15 protein-coding genes are annotated in these 16,297 nt (G+C 35.0%); 2 read left to right on the top strand and 13 right to left on the bottom strand.

Annotated elements, in window-relative coordinates; genetic code table 11:
• Positions 1-116: 116 nt before the first annotated feature.
• Positions 117-782 carry an SCO family protein gene (locus E0I26_RS00245; RefSeq protein WP_131914502.1) on the bottom strand — a complete coding sequence of 222 codons (666 nt, stop codon included), beginning with the start codon at positions 780-782 and terminating at the stop codon, positions 117-119.
• A gap of 234 nt (positions 783-1,016) precedes the next feature.
• Here E0I26_RS00245 and E0I26_RS00240 point away from each other — a divergent pair, with 234 nt between their 5' ends.
• The gene (locus E0I26_RS00240) at positions 1,017-3,080 is read left to right on the top strand and encodes a M13 family metallopeptidase (protein ID WP_131914501.1); all 2,064 of its coding nucleotides are present in this window, start codon (positions 1,017-1,019) and stop codon (positions 3,078-3,080) included.
• A 72-nt stretch (positions 3,081-3,152) separates the two neighbouring features.
• On the opposite strand, the gene E0I26_RS00235 is transcribed toward E0I26_RS00240, so the two are convergent.
• From E0I26_RS00235 to E0I26_RS00215, 5 genes are all read right to left on the bottom strand, one after another.
• Complete coding sequence (locus E0I26_RS00235) at positions 3,153-4,076, bottom strand: DMT family transporter (RefSeq protein ID WP_131914500.1); 924 nt, start codon at positions 4,074-4,076, stop codon at positions 3,153-3,155.
• Position 4,077: 1 nt separating this feature from the next.
• Complete coding sequence (locus E0I26_RS00230; RefSeq protein ID WP_131914499.1) at positions 4,078-4,881, bottom strand: Rossmann-fold NAD(P)-binding domain-containing protein; 804 nt, start codon at positions 4,879-4,881, stop codon at positions 4,078-4,080.
• A 152-nt stretch (positions 4,882-5,033) separates the two neighbouring features.
• A complete protein-coding gene (locus E0I26_RS00225) occupies positions 5,034-7,334 on the bottom strand; it encodes a M28 family peptidase (RefSeq protein WP_131915125.1) in 2,301 nt (766 codons plus the stop codon).
• 103 nt (positions 7,335-7,437) lie between these two features.
• Entirely contained in the window at positions 7,438-7,788 is a 351-nt protein-coding gene (locus E0I26_RS00220; protein ID WP_131914498.1) for a hypothetical protein, read from the bottom strand.
• Positions 7,785-9,314, bottom strand: coding sequence for a carbon-nitrogen hydrolase family protein (locus E0I26_RS00215; protein WP_131914497.1), 1,530 nt, complete (start codon positions 9,312-9,314; stop codon positions 7,785-7,787). Before E0I26_RS00215 ends, E0I26_RS00220 begins: the two co-directional genes overlap by 4 nt.
• Before the next feature lie 203 nt (positions 9,315-9,517).
• Between E0I26_RS00215 and E0I26_RS00210 the strand changes: the two genes are divergently transcribed.
• Entirely contained in the window at positions 9,518-9,850 is a 333-nt protein-coding gene (locus tag E0I26_RS00210) for a single-stranded DNA-binding protein (RefSeq protein WP_131914496.1), read from the top strand.
• A gap of 160 nt (positions 9,851-10,010) precedes the next feature.
• Here the strand turns inward: E0I26_RS00210 and E0I26_RS00205 are convergent, their stop codons facing one another.
• From E0I26_RS00205 to E0I26_RS00175, 7 genes are all read right to left on the bottom strand, one after another.
• A complete protein-coding gene (locus tag E0I26_RS00205) occupies positions 10,011-10,178 on the bottom strand; it encodes a hypothetical protein (RefSeq protein ID WP_235831690.1) in 168 nt (55 codons plus the stop codon).
• A gap of 51 nt (positions 10,179-10,229) precedes the next feature.
• Complete coding sequence (locus tag E0I26_RS00200; protein WP_131914494.1) at positions 10,230-10,748, bottom strand: ferritin; 519 nt, start codon at positions 10,746-10,748, stop codon at positions 10,230-10,232.
• 130 nt (positions 10,749-10,878) lie between these two features.
• On the bottom strand, positions 10,879-12,291 hold the full coding sequence (locus tag E0I26_RS00195; protein WP_131914493.1) for a hypothetical protein: 1,413 nt from the start codon (positions 12,289-12,291) through the stop codon (positions 10,879-10,881).
• Positions 12,292-12,336: 45 nt separating this feature from the next.
• Complete coding sequence (locus tag E0I26_RS00190; RefSeq protein WP_131914492.1) at positions 12,337-12,972, bottom strand: chloramphenicol acetyltransferase; 636 nt, start codon at positions 12,970-12,972, stop codon at positions 12,337-12,339.
• Between the two features lie 210 nt (positions 12,973-13,182).
• A complete protein-coding gene (locus tag E0I26_RS00185; protein ID WP_131914491.1) occupies positions 13,183-14,442 on the bottom strand; it encodes an OmpA family protein in 1,260 nt (419 codons plus the stop codon).
• Positions 14,443-14,660: 218 nt separating this feature from the next.
• On the bottom strand, positions 14,661-15,362 hold the full coding sequence (locus tag E0I26_RS00180) for an HAD family hydrolase (RefSeq protein WP_131914490.1): 702 nt from the start codon (positions 15,360-15,362) through the stop codon (positions 14,661-14,663).
• A gap of 36 nt (positions 15,363-15,398) precedes the next feature.
• A complete protein-coding gene (locus E0I26_RS00175; protein ID WP_131914489.1) occupies positions 15,399-16,295 on the bottom strand; it encodes a DMT family transporter in 897 nt (298 codons plus the stop codon).
• Positions 16,296-16,297: the final 2 nt, after the last annotated feature.

Below are 16,297 nucleotides of genomic sequence, written 5' to 3'. Positions count from 1 at the left end.
AATGATAATTATCAATTTTGTAGTTTTTCTGGATAAATTTAAGAATGGGGCAACCGTTTGTTTTGCTGGGTTTTTCAATCAGATTATAAGCGATTGGTACAACCTTAAAAAGTGCTTTATTCATTGCTCAAAAAAGTAATATCTTCGATTAATCGCTTGATATCTTCCTTATTGGTGCCGTCATAAAAGCCACGAACTCTTTTTTTGGAATCTACCAAAACAAAATTTTCGGTGTGAACCATATCATATAATTCACTTGGTTTTCCCAGTTTCACAGCCAAATAGGATTTTCTGGCCATTGCGTAAATTTCTTTTTTGTCTCCGGTTACTAAGTTCCATTTGGCATCATCAACATGGTGTTTTTTGGCGTAAGCCTTCAAAACGGGAACGCTGTCAGTCTCCGGAAAAACGGTATGTGATAATAATTTCACCTTTGGATTATTAGCAAAAGCTTTTTGAATATCGGATAAATTGGTGGTCATCTTTGGACAAATGGATCCGCAGGTGGTAAAGAAAAAATCAGCTACGTATATTTTGCCTTCATAATCTTTTTGGGTGATGGTTTTTCCGTTTTGGTTGACAAACGAAAAATCAGCAATCGTATGGTACTTGCTTTTGTATTGAATGGTGCTGTCCACTAATTCAGGATTTACATCCGCAGGATTATAAATGGGAAGTGTTTTTTTTGGCTTTAAAGCCGAATAAAATAAGGATAAAATGATTGCCGAAAGAACAATGAAGACCCCGAAAAAGAGTCGGTTTTTTTTGAAAAACTCTAACATAACGCTATTTTGATGCAAAAATACGAAAACGGGATTTGTTTTTAATTCAAATTAACACAATCTTATTTTGGGTAGATTCCTTCGAAATAAAGGATATGAAATTAATGTCTGTTTTGATTAAACCTTTTAGAAATTTAGAAGTCAAATAGAGATGTATTCGTAAATAATAGATTTTAACCAAAAATCAAATAATTTATTAATAGCTTTGTTAAGATAACTAAAAAACTAAAAAAAATGAAAAAAACCAGCAATAAGCAATTGCTTTTTGTGATTCCTGCAATTATGGGTTTTGCGGTGAGTCAAGCTCAGAATGCTCCGGCTGCTAAAGAACCGGGAATCAATGTTAATTACATGGATAAGGACGTAAAGCCCAGCAATGATTTCTTTCGTTATGTAAATGGAACTTGGTTGGATAATACGGAGATTCCAGCTGATAGAACCCGTTGGGGTAGTTTTGATGAATTGCGTCAAAAAACTGACGCTGATGCTTTGTCAATTCTAAAAGAAGCTACAACAAATCCAAGCTATAAATCGAATACAGATCAAGGGAAAGCGGTTAATTTATACAAATCTATTCTTGATACCGTTGGAAGAAATAAGTTAGGTATTGCGCCTTTGAAACCGTACTTGAAAAAAATAGCCGCGGTTAAAAACGCCAAAGATTTAGAAGCATTATTGATCGAAATGGAACCTATCGGTGGCATTGGATTTATGGGTGCCGGCGTAGGAACTGATGCAAAGAACAGCAGTAGAAACGTGATTAATTTAGGCCCTGGAGGCGTAGGTTTGCCAGACAGAGATTATTATGTTTCTGAGGATGCCGATTCAAAAGAAAAACGTGCTAAATATGTTTTACACGTTGCTAAAATGTTGCAATACCTAGGTGATAAACCTGCAGTTGCAAAAATAAACGCTGAAAAAATCCTGACTCTTGAAATTGCCATGTCTAAACCAAGATTAGACAGAGTGGAACGCAGAGACCGTCGTAAGTCATACAATCCAATGACATTGAGTGATTTGAGTAAATTAACTCCGTCAATCAACTGGAATAATTATTTCACAAAAATTGGGTTGGCAAAAGTAGATACAGTTATTGTATCGCAACCAAAATACATGACTGCTTTAGAAACTATTTTTAAAGAAAATAAAGTAGAAGACTGGAAAGCTTACATGCGTTGGAGTTTGTTGAACAGGGCTTCCAGCCAATTGTCAACTGAAATTGAAAACGCAAATTGGGAGTTTTACGGAAGAACGTTAACGGGTGCAGTAAGTCAAAGACCACGTGACGAAAGAGCACTTCAAACCATCAACGGAGCGGTTGGAGAAGCTTTAGGAAAATTATATGTAGAGAAAAAATTTCCGGCTGAAGCCAAAGCCAAAGCGGAGAAAATGATCAAAAATATATTTTCAGCTTTCGAAAACAGAATCAATAATTTGTCTTGGATGTCTGCAGAGACAAAGGTAAGTGCGCTTGCTAAACTGCATAAATCAAGAATTAAAATTGGTTATCCTGATAAATGGAAAGATTATTCAGCCTTGACGATTAAAAGTCCAGAAGAAGGCGGAACCTATTTTGACAATGCTAAAAGCATGTCTCAATGGCGTTTCAATGAGAATATTGCTGAGTTGAACAAACCGGTTGATAAAGATAAATGGGGAATGTCTCCACAAACGGTAAATGCCTATTACAATCCTTCAAACAACGAGATTGTATTCCCGGCAGCGATATTACAACCGCCTTTTTACAATTATCAAGCGGATGAAGCCGTAAATTATGGCGGAATTGGAGGTGTTATTGGTCATGAAATTTCACATGGTTTTGATGATTCAGGATCACGTTACAATGCTGACGGAAACTTAGTAGACTGGTGGACTGCAGAAGATTTGAAACAATTCTCTGCTTTAACGGGAGCACTTGCGGCTCAATACAGCGCTTTGCAGCCTATTCCGGGAACTTTTGTAGATGGTAAATTTACTCTTGGTGAAAACATTGGAGATTTAGGTGGAGTAAATGCTGCTTATGATGGTTTACAATTGTATTTGAAAGAAAACGGAAATCCGGGATTAATCGACGGATATACTCCAGAACAACGTTTCTTCATTTCTTGGTCGACTATCTGGCGTTCAAAAATGCGTGATGAAGCCTTGAAAAACCAAGTAAAAACAGACCCGCATTCTCCAGGAATGTACCGTGCTTATGTTCCTTTACAAAATATAGATACGTTCTATAAAGCATTCGATATTAAAGCAAATGACGGAATGTATATTGCACCTGAAAAGCGTGTAAGAATCTGGTAAGAATAAAGACAAGTATAAAAAAAGTTCCATTTGACACTGTCAGATAGGACTTTTTTTGATTTTATCAATAATTTATTTCCGTCCTTTTCTCAACGAATAATTCACCATATACAATCCAAACAACGTAACTCCACCGCCTATGGCAATGGCTGCATTGAGTACTTCACCAAAAATCACAGCGCCTAGAATCACGGCTATAATTGGGTTGATATACGCATAAATACTGCTTATTTCAGCAGGAAGATTTTGAAGTGCATAGATAAAGGCAATGAAAGTAAGTACCGAACCAAAAATAACTAAATAGGCAATCGACCACCACGAAATCGCTGGAATAGCACTCAAACTAACCGAAGTTCCTGTTGCTCCATTGTACGCAAAAAGTAAAATACTGGATATAAACATTTGCAGTCCCAAACTAAAATACGGATTAAAACTGGCTGCTTTTTTCTTCGTATATAACGAGCCAAATGCCCAAGTTAAGGTTGCGATTAATGACAGTATAATCCCAAATCTAAAATCAGGAATCATAAAATCACTCAAATGATCATAAAAGATAACGCAGACGCCACCAAAACTGATAATTAAACCAATAACCGTTAGTCTTGCCAATCGTTCTCCTCTAAAAAAAGTAATGATTACAATCCATAAAGGAACAATAGCTCCTATGATTGCTCCCAGTCCGCTGCTGATGTACTTCACACCCCAAGTGCTTAATCCGTTACTCAATACAAAATTAAGGATGCTTAAAATAACAATGGTTTTCCATTGTTTTCCTTGCGGCCAAGGTGTTTTTTTGAACAAGAAAAAGGAAATATACAGCAATCCGCCAATGAATTGTCTAATGGCAGCAAGTTGTAACGCCGGCATGTGTTTTACGCCCTCTTTTGAAGCAATCCAAGTAGTTCCCCAAAAAAAACTGACCCAGCATAAAGCCAAAATAGGTAATCCAATGGCATTAATTTTAGACGAAAAAGCATTCTTAATTTTAGTTCTCACATTATAAATTTGGTTTAGTAAAAGTATAATTTAAAACGTTTTCTAACGTATCACTCAGAATTATTTTTCCACCAGAATTATTTTTATAATTGAACTTTGGCAAAGCCAAATTCAAAGCCATAGCTTTTTGAGTATAATAAATTTCTCGAGAAGGATGGTAAGGAGTCACCGCATTAAAAGTTTGGTTCCAAGCATTCAATGCAATGATTTTTAGAATAATACCGATGCAATCTTCCTGATGAATTAAATTAATTGGTGCATCCGGATTGTCCAAATTCTCACGGCCAGCCAGAAATTTTATAGGATGACGGTCTTCGCCAATTAAACCGCCAAAACGCAATACTGTAGTTTTGAAATTACTATTGCTTAGCAAAAGCTGTTCGGTCTCCAGTAATTGTTTGCCGCTTTCAGTATCTGGTTTTGGGATTGTTTCTTCAGTAACAAAAGCTTCGTCATCATTATAAACCGATGTCGAACTGATGAAAAGCACGTTTTCAACAGACGATTTTTCTATAAACGGAATCACATTTCTGATCTTGGAAACAAAATTTTCTGTCTCTGAACTGCGAAGTTTCGGCGGAACATCGATGATTAAAATTTTAGCATTTTCCAGAAAACCAGTTAGATTTCCAGCAGTTTTATTTTCTGAAAGTGCAATTAAAAAAGGGGCAATTCCGGCATTTTCCAATACCGCTAACTTCTCTTCCGAAGTCGTCGAGCCATTTACTAAACAGTCGTTTTTCAATAAGGCTTTCGCCAAAGGCAAACCCAGCCAACCGCAACCCAGAATACTAATTTTTGTCATTTTTATTTTTTGTAACCAATTCAGTTAAATTTATATGCGGTCACAATTTGTGACCGCATATTTTTTTAAGTTATTTTAAACAAATATTCTTTAAGGTCACATTTTGTGACCTTAAAGAATATCTCATCACAATTTGTGATGACTTAGTTTCATTATAGTTTTTTCAAACTGTCTTTTACAACAGGATTTGCAATAGCAGCATCCAAAGTATTTGCAACCACTACCGGACTTGGCTTTATTTTTTGTTTGATTACCACAGCATCATTCAGTACAAAAGGCGTTGGCATCATCCAGTTTTCTCTTTTTGTTATTTCAAATAAAGGGTTCGTCAATAAATCAAAAGAGCTTTCCATTAGTTCCATATCAAAAACCGTTGAGGCATTTACGCTGAACTGCATTTCTAAAGGTGCGTTTCCAACGACATAATAACTCAATATTTTCTTTCCTTTTCGTTGGTAAAGGGAATTTTTCTGACCTAATGTGGTCACGCCATTTGCTTTGAAATTATGAATAGCCATTTTTTCATTGGCAAAAATATCATAGCGATTGACGTTTCGATTCGGGGAAATTTTTATTTTCAAATACCTTTGATTACCAACCACTCGGTCTTCCAGAAATGCTATACTTGGTTTCAGCATGTCTTTTTTAGGAGCTTCGGCAGCATAGGTAAACCCAGAATTGTATTTGCTGAACAATGGTGTTTCATTCAAAGCGGTTGCTTCTTTTGGGTTTTCACCCAAATAGCCTTTGGTCCAGGGATCAAGATTGGTGTCATACGTTGCCCAATTGGCTTTGTCCGTATCGGCATTGTAGACATACAACAAGCTGTTTGATTTGGCTTTCCCATATTCGTAACCTGATTCGGAATGTGCTTTCGCAAAAAAGCCAATGGCAAGCACAAAAAACACTAAAGACCAGATTCCCTTTTTGGCGAAAGCCCCAAAAACAGGCAACAATAGTCCAAAGGCCAAAACGGTAAGAATAGCACTTCCAAACAGCACTTTTAATCCCAAACCAATAGGGAACATCTGGATGAAAGGCGCTACGATTATCAAAGCCGGAATGCTAAAAGCAAGACTTAATATTTTACGGGATTTTTGGGTAATGATAAATGAAGCAAATAAAAATAATCCAAAATAAACCGGAATAATCAAGAATCCGGCTCCTTGTAAACTAAAAGCAATGGCTCCATTAATCACAATCCAAATAAATAATGGTGCTACATAATGGTTCATGGTCACTTTCTTGGCAGAAAAACGGTTGTAAAATGCTAACGTTATCGCTAAACCCAGAAGCACAAATGCCGCAATGTAGGCATGTCCGTTATAGGTAAATCCGTTGAGTAAATCATTGTATTGCGGGTACAAAATCAGCAATGCTTTCCAACCAAAAAAAGTAATTAATCCAGTACCGATCAAGGAACTTAAAAACGGTATAAATCCTCTTCCAATTTCGCGGAATGATAAAATACGTTTGGCTTTTCCTAAAAACAACAGGAAAATAAATAGTGCCAATGCGATTACCACCATTGGTAAAACCCAGCTAAAAGGATAGCTTATAAAAGTATACGGAATGGTAAAATACACGTAATCTTCACTGGCTTGCGTCGTATTTAAATCGGCATTTGAGAAATAATTCAACAACGGCATTAAATACATGCCTTGATGCGCAAGCGTATTTTTATTCAAATGATTGATGTCATCCTGAGCGGTATGATAGTTAAAATGATCATCGATGAAAGCAAAATTATACCCTTGAATATTGCCTTGTTCTCTGAAAACGGTCAAATCTGTGTCGTTGGGTAACATTTTATAAATGCTGTACATCAAGGAATTTGAAACTGGAAAAGTCGTTTTTGCGGCAGCAAACTCTTTTACTAATCCGGCATTTCCCTTGTTGGTTTCCATCAACATATAACTGGGTCCCGACGAACCACGCGCTTCAAAATTAAGCACCAAGCCTATTTCTTTTGCCCAATGGTGTTTGGTTACAAAAAGTGCTGCGCCATTTAATCCTAATTCTTCTGCATCTGAAAACAGAATGATAATGTCATTTTTATGAGGGGTTTTGGAATATAAAAAAGCACGAACACTCTCCAGGATTGTTGCTACACCGGAACCTGCGTCACTTGCCCCTTTGGAGTAGGAATGTGGCGCGCTATCATAATGGGAAAGCAATAACAAAGCTTTAGAGTTAGAAGTTCCTTTTATTCGAGCCAGTATGTTTTTTGATTGCACTAAATTTCCCCAATCGCTCAAGGTATATCCTTCCTGAACGGAAGTTTTCAGTCCTAACTTGTTCAGCTCTTTTACGAGATAATTAGCAACCACTTCATGTTCTTTGGAGCCTACATAATGGGGTTGTTTTGAAATGGCTTCGACTTGGGTTAAAGCTCTTTTGGTCGAAAATTCAGAAAGAGAGCCTTCTTCATCTGAAGTCCAATGCGGCATCATGGTAAAGTAAATCAGCCCTAGAATTCCTAGGAGAAATAAACTGGCAAAAATTGAGGAATAATCTTTTTTCATTTTTGGTTAGATAGGTTTGGGGTTGTGGTATTTAAATATCTTTTTTGACTAGCATATAATAATCATTGTCCAAAAGCATATAGCCTTGGTCATACAGGAAATAGTAGGTATTTCCGGTTTTGGTTTGTAAAATATTGGTAAAAAATTCAAAATCGAAACCTTTGTTCAGGAGTTTTGCCCGAGTGGTTTTTGATTTTCCTTCAACATTAAGTTCCGACAAAATACGGTAATTCTTGCGTAACTTATTGTTGATGTTGCGCATAAAATTAGTGCTGTCTTTGTTTATTTTATTATTGTAGGCATTACGGCAACCGTCACTGCAAAACTTTTTGTCCTCGCGGCCTACAATTTTCTCTCCACATTCTAAGCAGGTTTTATTCATGGATTGATTTTTTTAATTTCGTACAAATCAGTTCTGCGATCTTTTAAGATTCTGGCGCTTCCATGTTCGTGAAGCTCTTTAAGCAAATTCAAATCTACGTCTACAATCAAAGTCATTTCAGTATTAGTAGTTGCTTCCGCTTTTATTCCTGTGCTTGGAAACGCAAAATCCGAAGGTGTAAAAAGTGCGGTTTGTGCATATTGGATATCCATATTGTTTACTTTCGGAAGATTCCCGACACATCCGGCAATGGCCACATAACATTCGTTTTCTATAGCTCTGGCCTGCGCACAGTGTCTTACCCTTACATAACCACTTTGTGTATCGGTTAAAAACGGTACAAATAAAATATTCATTTCTTCATCGGCCATTAATCTCGCCATTTCCGGAAACTCAACATCATAACAAATCATGATGCCTATCTTTCCACAATCAGTATCAAAAGTTCTAATTTGTGAGCCGCCTTTCATTCCCCAATGCAAAACTTCATTTGGAGTGATGTGAATCTTATAATACATTTCAGAGGTTCCGTCTCTTTTACAAAGAAACCCAACATTGTACAACGTGCCATTTTCTAAATAAGGCATGCTTCCTGAAATGATATTAATATTATACGAGATGGCAAATTCCTGAAATTTTTTGCGAATGGGATCTGCATATTTGGCAAGCTCTCTAATGGCGTCAGGTTCAGCTAAATGATTGTAATCAGCCATAAGCGGGGCGATAAACAACTCCGGAAAAACGGCAAAATCACTTTTATAACCGGATACGGCATCAATGAAAAATTCAGCTTGTTCAAATAAAGCTTCTAAGTTTATTAAGGGACGCATTTGCCACTGAATTAATCCAAGTCTGATGATGCTTTTTTGGGTATTTATTAATTGTGGACTTTCGTCATAATAAATATTGTTCCATTCTAATAATACAGCAAATTCTTTGGAATCGATGTCTCCTGCCAGATAGTTTTTCATGATTCTCATCACGTGAAAATCATTGCTCAGCTGAAAGGAAAGAACGGGGTCGTGCAATTCTTTTAGTTTTACTTTTTCGATATACTTTTTCGGAGTCAGTTCTTGGGCGTATTTGTTATAATTTGGAATCCTTCCGGCAAAAACGATAGCTTTCAGATTCAGTTTTTCACACAATTCTTTTCGGGCATCATACAATCGTCTTCCAAGCCGTAAACCTCTATAATCCGGATGAATAAACACATCAATTCCATACAATATTTCCCCTTTTGGATTGTGCGTCGAGAAAGTATAATTTCCTGTTATTCTGGCGTAATTAGGATTTTTATCAACTAAAATTTCGGCTACAATTAATGATAGTGCAGCGCCCACCACTTTTCCGTCGGCTAAAATTACTAATTGTCCTTCTGAAAACAGACCAAGTAATCTTTCAATATCGGGTTCTTTCCAATACGAATCTGCCATTTCTGGGTAGGATTCCACCATAGATTTTTTTAACTGCTTATAGTCGTCAAATTCTAGATTTCGTAATTCTACTTTTTTTATTTTGGCTTGCATAAGAAGTTGATTTCCATCAAATATAATTAAATTTTCCCATTTACAAACGTTTACAAATAGTTACAACCGAAAGTAAACAGTTAGTAACCGAATACTTTTTGGAAGTCACCGCATCTTTGCAATGTTGATTCGAAACAATTTCAATTTCAATAAAAAATAGGAATAAAAAATTTACACACACTAACATTTAAATTTTACACGCCATGAGCACATTAAGAAACAAAGTACAGTTAATTGGACACGTAGGAAATGATCCGGAAATCAAAACTTTTGACGGAGGAAAAAAATTAGCCAATTTCACATTAGCGACAAATGAAAGCTATAAAAACGACAAAGGTGAAAAAGTAGAAGAAACCCAATGGCACAAACTTGTGGCTTGGGGAAAAACGGCTGAAATCATAGAAAAATATGTTACTAAAGGCAAAGAAATTGCCGTTGAAGGGAAATTGACCCATAGAAGTTATGATGATAAAAATGGCGAGAAACGCTATGTTACCGAAGTAGTGGTCAATGAGGTAATGCTTTTAGGGAAATAGTATTCAGTTCCCGATAGCTATCGGGACAGTCCCGGTTTTCGGTCTTAGTTTGCAGTTGTTGTAATGTTGTAAACTGTGACTGAAAACCAAACAAAAAAACCATCGATATCATCGATGGTTTTTTTTAACTAAAGTGTGGACTGCGACTAATCACTGACCACTATTTTTTTTTGCGTAAATCAAACTTAGGGCAATTTTTGCAACGCTTGTCTTCCCCTTTTTTATATTTTTCGCAACACTTTGACTTGAGGTTTTCTTTAGCAGATCCGTTTTTAAGGAGTTTTTTTTTATCCTTTTTCTTTCCCTTCTTTTTATCCTTTTTACTCAATTTCGGCAGCATTAAAATCAAGTTACACTATTTATTCTAAAGAGTGTTTCGCTATTTAGAGCCTTTAGATGTAGCACTGTTTAAAGTCAGCTGTTGAATATCTCTGTCAAATAAATACAAACCACCTTTATCATCACCAATTAGGTTTATTTTATCCAAAATAAGTTTAGCTTGAGCTTCTTCTTCGATTTGTTCGGCTACGTACCATTGTAAAAAGTTGTGTGTGGCATAATCTTTTTCAGAAAAGGAAATGTGAACCAATTCGTTAATCGAATCAGAAACAAAAATTTCATGCTTGTACAGTTCTTCAAACATTTCTTTGAAGGTTTCATAGCTCGTTTTTGGTGCTTTCAATTCAGAAACTCGAGCATGACCGCCACGCTCGTTTATATATTTCACCAACTTAAGCATGTGTGTACGCTCTTCATCAGATTGTGCATACATAAATTTTGAAATTCCTTCCAAACCATGAGTTTCGGCCCATGAAGCCATAGAAAGATAGGTTTGGGATGATTCAGCTTCAATTCGAATCTGATTGTTCAGCGCGTGTTCTATATTTTTTGATAGCATGGCAGTATGTTTTAAGTAAAGTTACAAAAAATAATTCGTTTCCTTTTTTTTGAAACCGAGAAAACATAATGCATTTGGAATAAATTTAAGCATTCTCGCTAAAAAATATTTTAATTAAGTTGATTTATATTCAATTATATCCATCTTTAAATTTACGCATAACATATTCTTTTGTGGCACTGTCGTAATAACCCAAAATAAAATAATCTTTAAATTTTATTATATTTTCTAAAGTCACTTCTTTATGCTGACTTAAAAAATAGGAAATATTATCAATAGCAAGTGGTGGTGATTCCTGATTGTTGAACTCAAAATTTTTGTCCCAGCTACTTTCAAAAAAAACAGTTTCTGTATGAATGTTTGGTGAAAAATTATTTTGCGGAAACATTTGCTCAAATTCATCATCGGATTGTCCAAAACTGACATTATTCCTTGAATAATGATCTACAAAATTATTTTTTGGAGTTCCTCCAAATGTAATTAAAGTGTGTTTTTTGTTTTTAAAAACCGATACGCCAATATCTAAATTAGACAAATACTGCAGGAATTTTTTCGTTTTGTTTAATTCTTTTGGCCTTCCATTCTCTCTTTGTATTAATAATGGGGAGTTTTTGAAAAGAATGGTATCATTTTTAGAAACAGTAATGTTTTTTATAGTCAAACCAGAATCATAGTCTTTTACATCAAATAAAAGCCCATCTGCATTGGCATTAACCTGAAATATTTTGTTTTCATAAAAAAAAGAGTTTGATGATCGAGCTGCTTTTTTTGGAATTGGTTGAGCGAAGTTTTTTTCGGTTATAGTATGATTTTTGAAATTAAGATCAAAGACTTGTGTTTTTTTAGGATTATGATCTAATGTTAGGATAATGCGCTCATCGAGCATATAAACTTTGCTTTTCTGCGTGCTTTTGAATAACGGATTGTAATCGTCAACTTCCATTTTTTCAATAGGAAAAGCTTCAATAACTTTATTAAAAGATATTCTTTGTGTGTTTTTATTTTGAAAAAGAAAGTCTGAAAAATCAAATGTTTTTTCTTCAGCTCCTCCGTTTTTAAAAGCATAAAGAGTTAAAGTTTGTTCTGATAGGTTTTTAGAAAGGATATAGAATAAATTATCCTTCTGGAAAGATGTTATAACATAATGATTTGAAGAAGGAAATCTAAATTTTAAAGCCTTAAAAGTTTTGTTTTCTAAATAATATTTGATCACTATAATTTCATTAAAATCCATTGAAGACCAATAAAGAGTTGGATTTCCATCTTCGCTAAAACTATATCCAATTATTGATTTGTTTTCTAAATTTAAGAACGAACCAGTATATTGATTGGTCAAGAACAAAGCGCTATTGTATTTTAAAATAGTAATATTTTGCGTGTTTGCTATAAAGGAAAAAACATCATGTGTTACTGTGTTTTCAGCATTTAAAATCTGACTGTTTTCTTCAGATTTCTTTAAATCTAAAGGATAGGAAGTCAATACTGTTTGACTAAACAATGCTGATTTGTAGATCAGTAGCAAGAAGAGTAAAGATTTTTTCATATAGCTTTACCTACAAAAATCATTCCGAAATTTTAACAAATAATTTTATAACGAACGATTCATCAATTCCTGAAAACAATCTACAAATTGTCCTAAATGTAAGCCATCTACTAATCCATGATGTACATGAATTGACATTGGCATGGTTCTCTTGCCGTTTTCAGCAATTTTCATTTTTCCAAAAGAAATCTTCGGACAGCTATCCGGGAAAGTATAACTTCGGGCATGCGATAACGATGTGAAATCCAGCCACGGAATCGCCGAAAAATGGATTACATTATCATCCGTAAATGTTCGGGTAAAAAGACCGGTCGTGTTTTGTATTCTTTCAATCTCCACCAATGCAGTCGCAGCAAAAACAGCAAAATCAGAGTTGTATTCGATTAAAGAAAATCCGAAACTGCCATTTTCACGGCCAATAGTTGCAGAAGCATTAATTTGGTCATAAATATATATTTGGTCATCCGAAATCCTGTAGCGAAATGATTCGGTGGTATTGACAGCAACCAACGTTTTGTGTAAATAGTAGGTAAAAAAGGATGCGTTCAGCGATTTTGCGGTAGCATAGGCTTTGGTACAATCAATTTCTACGGTTGCGCCAAAAAAAGGTTCTTCGAATTGTCTAAAAAAATGGAAATGCTCCTTTCTAGACCAGTTCTCTATATCTAAAAGTGTTTTCAAGATTTTGTAATTTTATTTAGGATTCAAAAATACAGTTATTCTTTTGAACCTTGAATTTGTTTTATTTTACTTTTGTCGTAAACAAACCAGAAAATTGATGTTTGTAATTCAGTGATATTCAAAAAAGTTTTTGATAAAACTGGGAATAACAGGCATAAAAAAAGCCCTAAAAGAAATTTCCTTTAGGGCTTTTTGAGATGAAAAAGTAGCTTATTTTACTATGAAAGTAACTCTTCTAACTAATCTTCTTGCATTTTCTGAAGTTTTATCAACTGAAGTATCTTCACCAGCAGCAATTACATTCAATCTTGATGCGTCAATTTTAGCTTTCACTAAAGTGTTTTTTACATTGTTAGCTCTTGCACTAGATAATTTATCATTGTATGCAGATCTTCCTAATTCGTCAGCATGACCACTAATATCAACTGAAGCAGATGGATTGTTTCTTAAATAGGTTAAGATAAAATCAATTCCTTCTGTAGAAACATTAGTAGGTGTAGATTTGTCAAAATCAAAATAAACCGCAACATAACCACCATTAATTAAACTTTTGATCAATTCGTTGTCGTATACAACACCAGTATCACCAGTTTTAGCAGCGTAATTTTTCAAGATGTAAGCTTCTGTTTCATCAGGAACATTATTGTTGTTTTTATCAATTGATTTTCCTTTAGTATCAACCATTGCACCTGCGGCAGTATTTGGCTCTTGATCTAAGTAATCAGCAACGCCATCATTGTCAGCATCAAGCATTTTTGTTTCGATAGCTGTAAGTCTGTTGTCGATAACATTGAATCTGTCTTCATTGTCAAGAACCCAGTCAGCATGTTTTACATTTTTACCTAAGTAAACTGTAATACCTGCAGTACCATTAAAAAGAATTCCGCCGAAACCTCTTGTACTTGATGAACTAGCGCCATCAAAAGCAAGGTTTTGTTTCGCATTAAGTATTGTAGTAAAATCTCCTGTTAAAGCAATTCTGTCAGTTAATTTGATTTGACCAGTTAAACCAGCCATGAAATTACCCACTCTGTCTTTTTTGTAAGAAGGCTCTTTTCTTTCTAACATTCCTAAACCAAAACCAGCATGACCTAACAAACCAATTCTATTGGTCCAAGTTTCAAAACTCATGATTCTTCCTAAGTTAGCAACACCCTGTAGGTTTACTCTGTAGTACTTAGTGTCGAAATCAACAGATTCCTTTTTTCCTGTGAAACTGTTTAAACCAAGATCAGCTTTCAAACCGAATTTGTTGTTAAACATGTAGCGAACTCCTAAATCAACAACGTAAGGGCTTACCAATGTTGTGTTGTAACCTGCAGTCATTGGCCTTTGAGGTTTGTTAAAACCACCAGCTAATTCAACAGACCATTTGTTAAAGTCATTTCCTGTGCTTTCTTCAGTTTCTGTTTGAGCACTCAAAGTTGTAATTGCCAAAGCAAAAACCAACGTAAGTATGATTTTTTTCATAATTTTATTGTTTTAAATTTCATGCAAAAATAAGACATATTGTTAGATAAGAAATTTTAAACAGTTAATTATGTAAGAATTAGTTTTAATTCTGTAAATCGAGTTGGGAATAGCGCTTTTAGCAATATTTTGTAATATTTTTATAGATTATATAAAAATATTAACTTTAAATTCAAGTGTTTTTGGTTGAAAATACTGTGATTAATGGTCAAAGAGGTTTAAAACAGGCCGTTTTGTTCCAAATTTTTTAAAACTTCAGTTATTTTTTCAAAAGTACTGAAGTTTTCGTGCTCCACTTTATGGTCTATTTTTTCGTGTGCCCAAGTCGTATGAAATGGAATATGAACGGCGTGTCCGCCAATGGCTAAAACGGGTAAAACATCCGATTTTAAAGAATTGCCAATCATGAAAAACTCGGAAGGTTGTATTTCCAGTCGTTTGATTAAGTCCGAATAATCAATTTCTTGCTTGTCTGACATCACTTCGATATGGTGAAAATAATGACCCAAACCTGAATTGTGTAATTTTCGGCGTTGATCCAATAAATCGCCTTTGGTGGCAACAACCAGTTTGTATTTCCCATGCAAAGCTTCCAGGGTTTCTTCTACGCCATCCAATAAAATAATCGGTTTTTCGAGTAATTCTTTTCCGTATTGAACGATTTTTTCAATGATTTCGATAGGAATTGTATTGTTCGAAATAATCATCGCCGCTTCAATCATTGAAAGAATGTAGCCTTTGATTCCGTAACCGTACAATTTAAGATTGTCGATTTCTACCTTAAAAAGCTCTTGCGATATTCCTTGATGGGACAAATAATCTTCCATCAAACCACAGAATTTTTTCTCGGTTTCATCAAAATACGTTTCGTTGATCCATAAGGTGTCATCGGCATCGAAAGCAATTACTTTTAGTTCCATTTTTATTTTATTTTGATAATAATTGAGATTTTACTTTTAATTTTCCGCTGTCTTGGAAAAAACTTTCTTCATTGAAATTGTTTTCGAATAAAAGGTAATTCGGATTCCCAAAAGTAAAATAATTCCTCCGATAATCATTTGTAGTGTGATTATTTCATCTAAAAATAACCAAGCTAAAATAGAAGTCAAAACGGCTTGGCCCAGCAAACTCAAAGACACTCGTGTGGCGCGCATGTGTTGTGTGGCATAACTGAGCGATAACCATGCTAATAGTTGGCAAACGACTGCCTGGACCAATAAGACCAGCCAGCCAGCATCGGAAAATCCAGAAAAAGGTTCTCCCAGCATTAAACAGAGAATTCCTAAATATATACTTGAAGAAATTAGGCTGATGGTCATAAACGAAAGCACATCCACTTTAGAAAGCACTTTTTTGCTGATCAGTAAGTAAATAGCATATAAAATACCCGATAATACGGCTAAAAGGAAAGCGGTGTCAAAATTCAGTTCGATGAAAAACTGGAAGCCAACCAACATAATCATTCCGAACAATGAAACTGCAGTTCCAATCCAGAAATTAGTGGCGGGTTTTGTTTTTAAGAACAGAAACGAACCAATTCCCACCCAAAGCGGCGATAAATTAGTAAGCAGTGAAGCCTGAGTGGCGCTAGATTCTTGGATGGCAATATTCCAAACGGCAACATCTGAGGCAAATAAAATTCCGCAAATTATGGCAGGAATTAATAGTTTGATTGTTGGAAGCTTGAATTTTTTTGTAATAATGACATAAGGCAATAGCAAAGTTGCTGCAATTGCCATTCTATAAAAAGCCGAAATCAGTCCGGGAGTTAACCGAAGTTTTATCAATATTGGAAAAATCGAAATGCAGAGTATTCCAACAATTAAAGCTAATTGCGGCTTTTTTATTTTCATTT

Origin of the sequence: Flavobacterium rhamnosiphilum (assembly GCF_004349195.1) — a bacterium.
GTDB lineage: Bacteria > Bacteroidota > Bacteroidia > Flavobacteriales > Flavobacteriaceae > Flavobacterium > Flavobacterium rhamnosiphilum.
This window is presented reverse-complemented; position numbering and strand designations above follow the sequence as displayed.

Bases quoted from the DNA above. Each gene is read 5' to 3' on its own strand.
- E0I26_RS00185 (WP_131914491.1), bottom strand. From the start codon at position 14,442: ATGAAAAAAATCATACTTACGTTGGTTTTTGCTTTGGCAATTACAACT.
- E0I26_RS00215 (WP_131914497.1), bottom strand. From the start codon at position 9,314: ATGCAAGCCAAAATAAAAAAAGTAGAATTACGAAATCTAGAATTTGAC.
- E0I26_RS00230 (WP_131914499.1), bottom strand. From the start codon at position 4,881: ATGACAAAAATTAGTATTCTGGGTTGCGGTTGGCTGGGTTTGCCTTTG.
- E0I26_RS00210 (WP_131914496.1), top strand. From the start codon at position 9,518: ATGAGCACATTAAGAAACAAAGTACAGTTAATTGGACACGTAGGAAAT.
- E0I26_RS00225 (WP_131915125.1), bottom strand. From the start codon at position 7,334: ATGATGCCGCATTGGACTTCAGATGAAGAAGGCTCTCTTTCTGAATTT.
- E0I26_RS00175 (WP_131914489.1), bottom strand. From the start codon at position 16,295: ATGAAAATAAAAAAGCCGCAATTAGCTTTAATTGTTGGAATACTCTGC.
- E0I26_RS00195 (WP_131914493.1), bottom strand. From the start codon at position 12,291: ATGAAAAAATCTTTACTCTTCTTGCTACTGATCTACAAATCAGCATTG.
- E0I26_RS00245 (WP_131914502.1), bottom strand. From the start codon at position 782: ATGTTAGAGTTTTTCAAAAAAAACCGACTCTTTTTCGGGGTCTTCATT.
- E0I26_RS00200 (WP_131914494.1), bottom strand. From the start codon at position 10,748: ATGCTATCAAAAAATATAGAACACGCGCTGAACAATCAGATTCGAATT.
- E0I26_RS00240 (WP_131914501.1), top strand. From the start codon at position 1,017: ATGAAAAAAACCAGCAATAAGCAATTGCTTTTTGTGATTCCTGCAATT.
- E0I26_RS00180 (WP_131914490.1), bottom strand. From the start codon at position 15,362: ATGGAACTAAAAGTAATTGCTTTCGATGCCGATGACACCTTATGGATC.
- E0I26_RS00220 (WP_131914498.1), bottom strand. From the start codon at position 7,788: ATGAATAAAACCTGCTTAGAATGTGGAGAGAAAATTGTAGGCCGCGAG.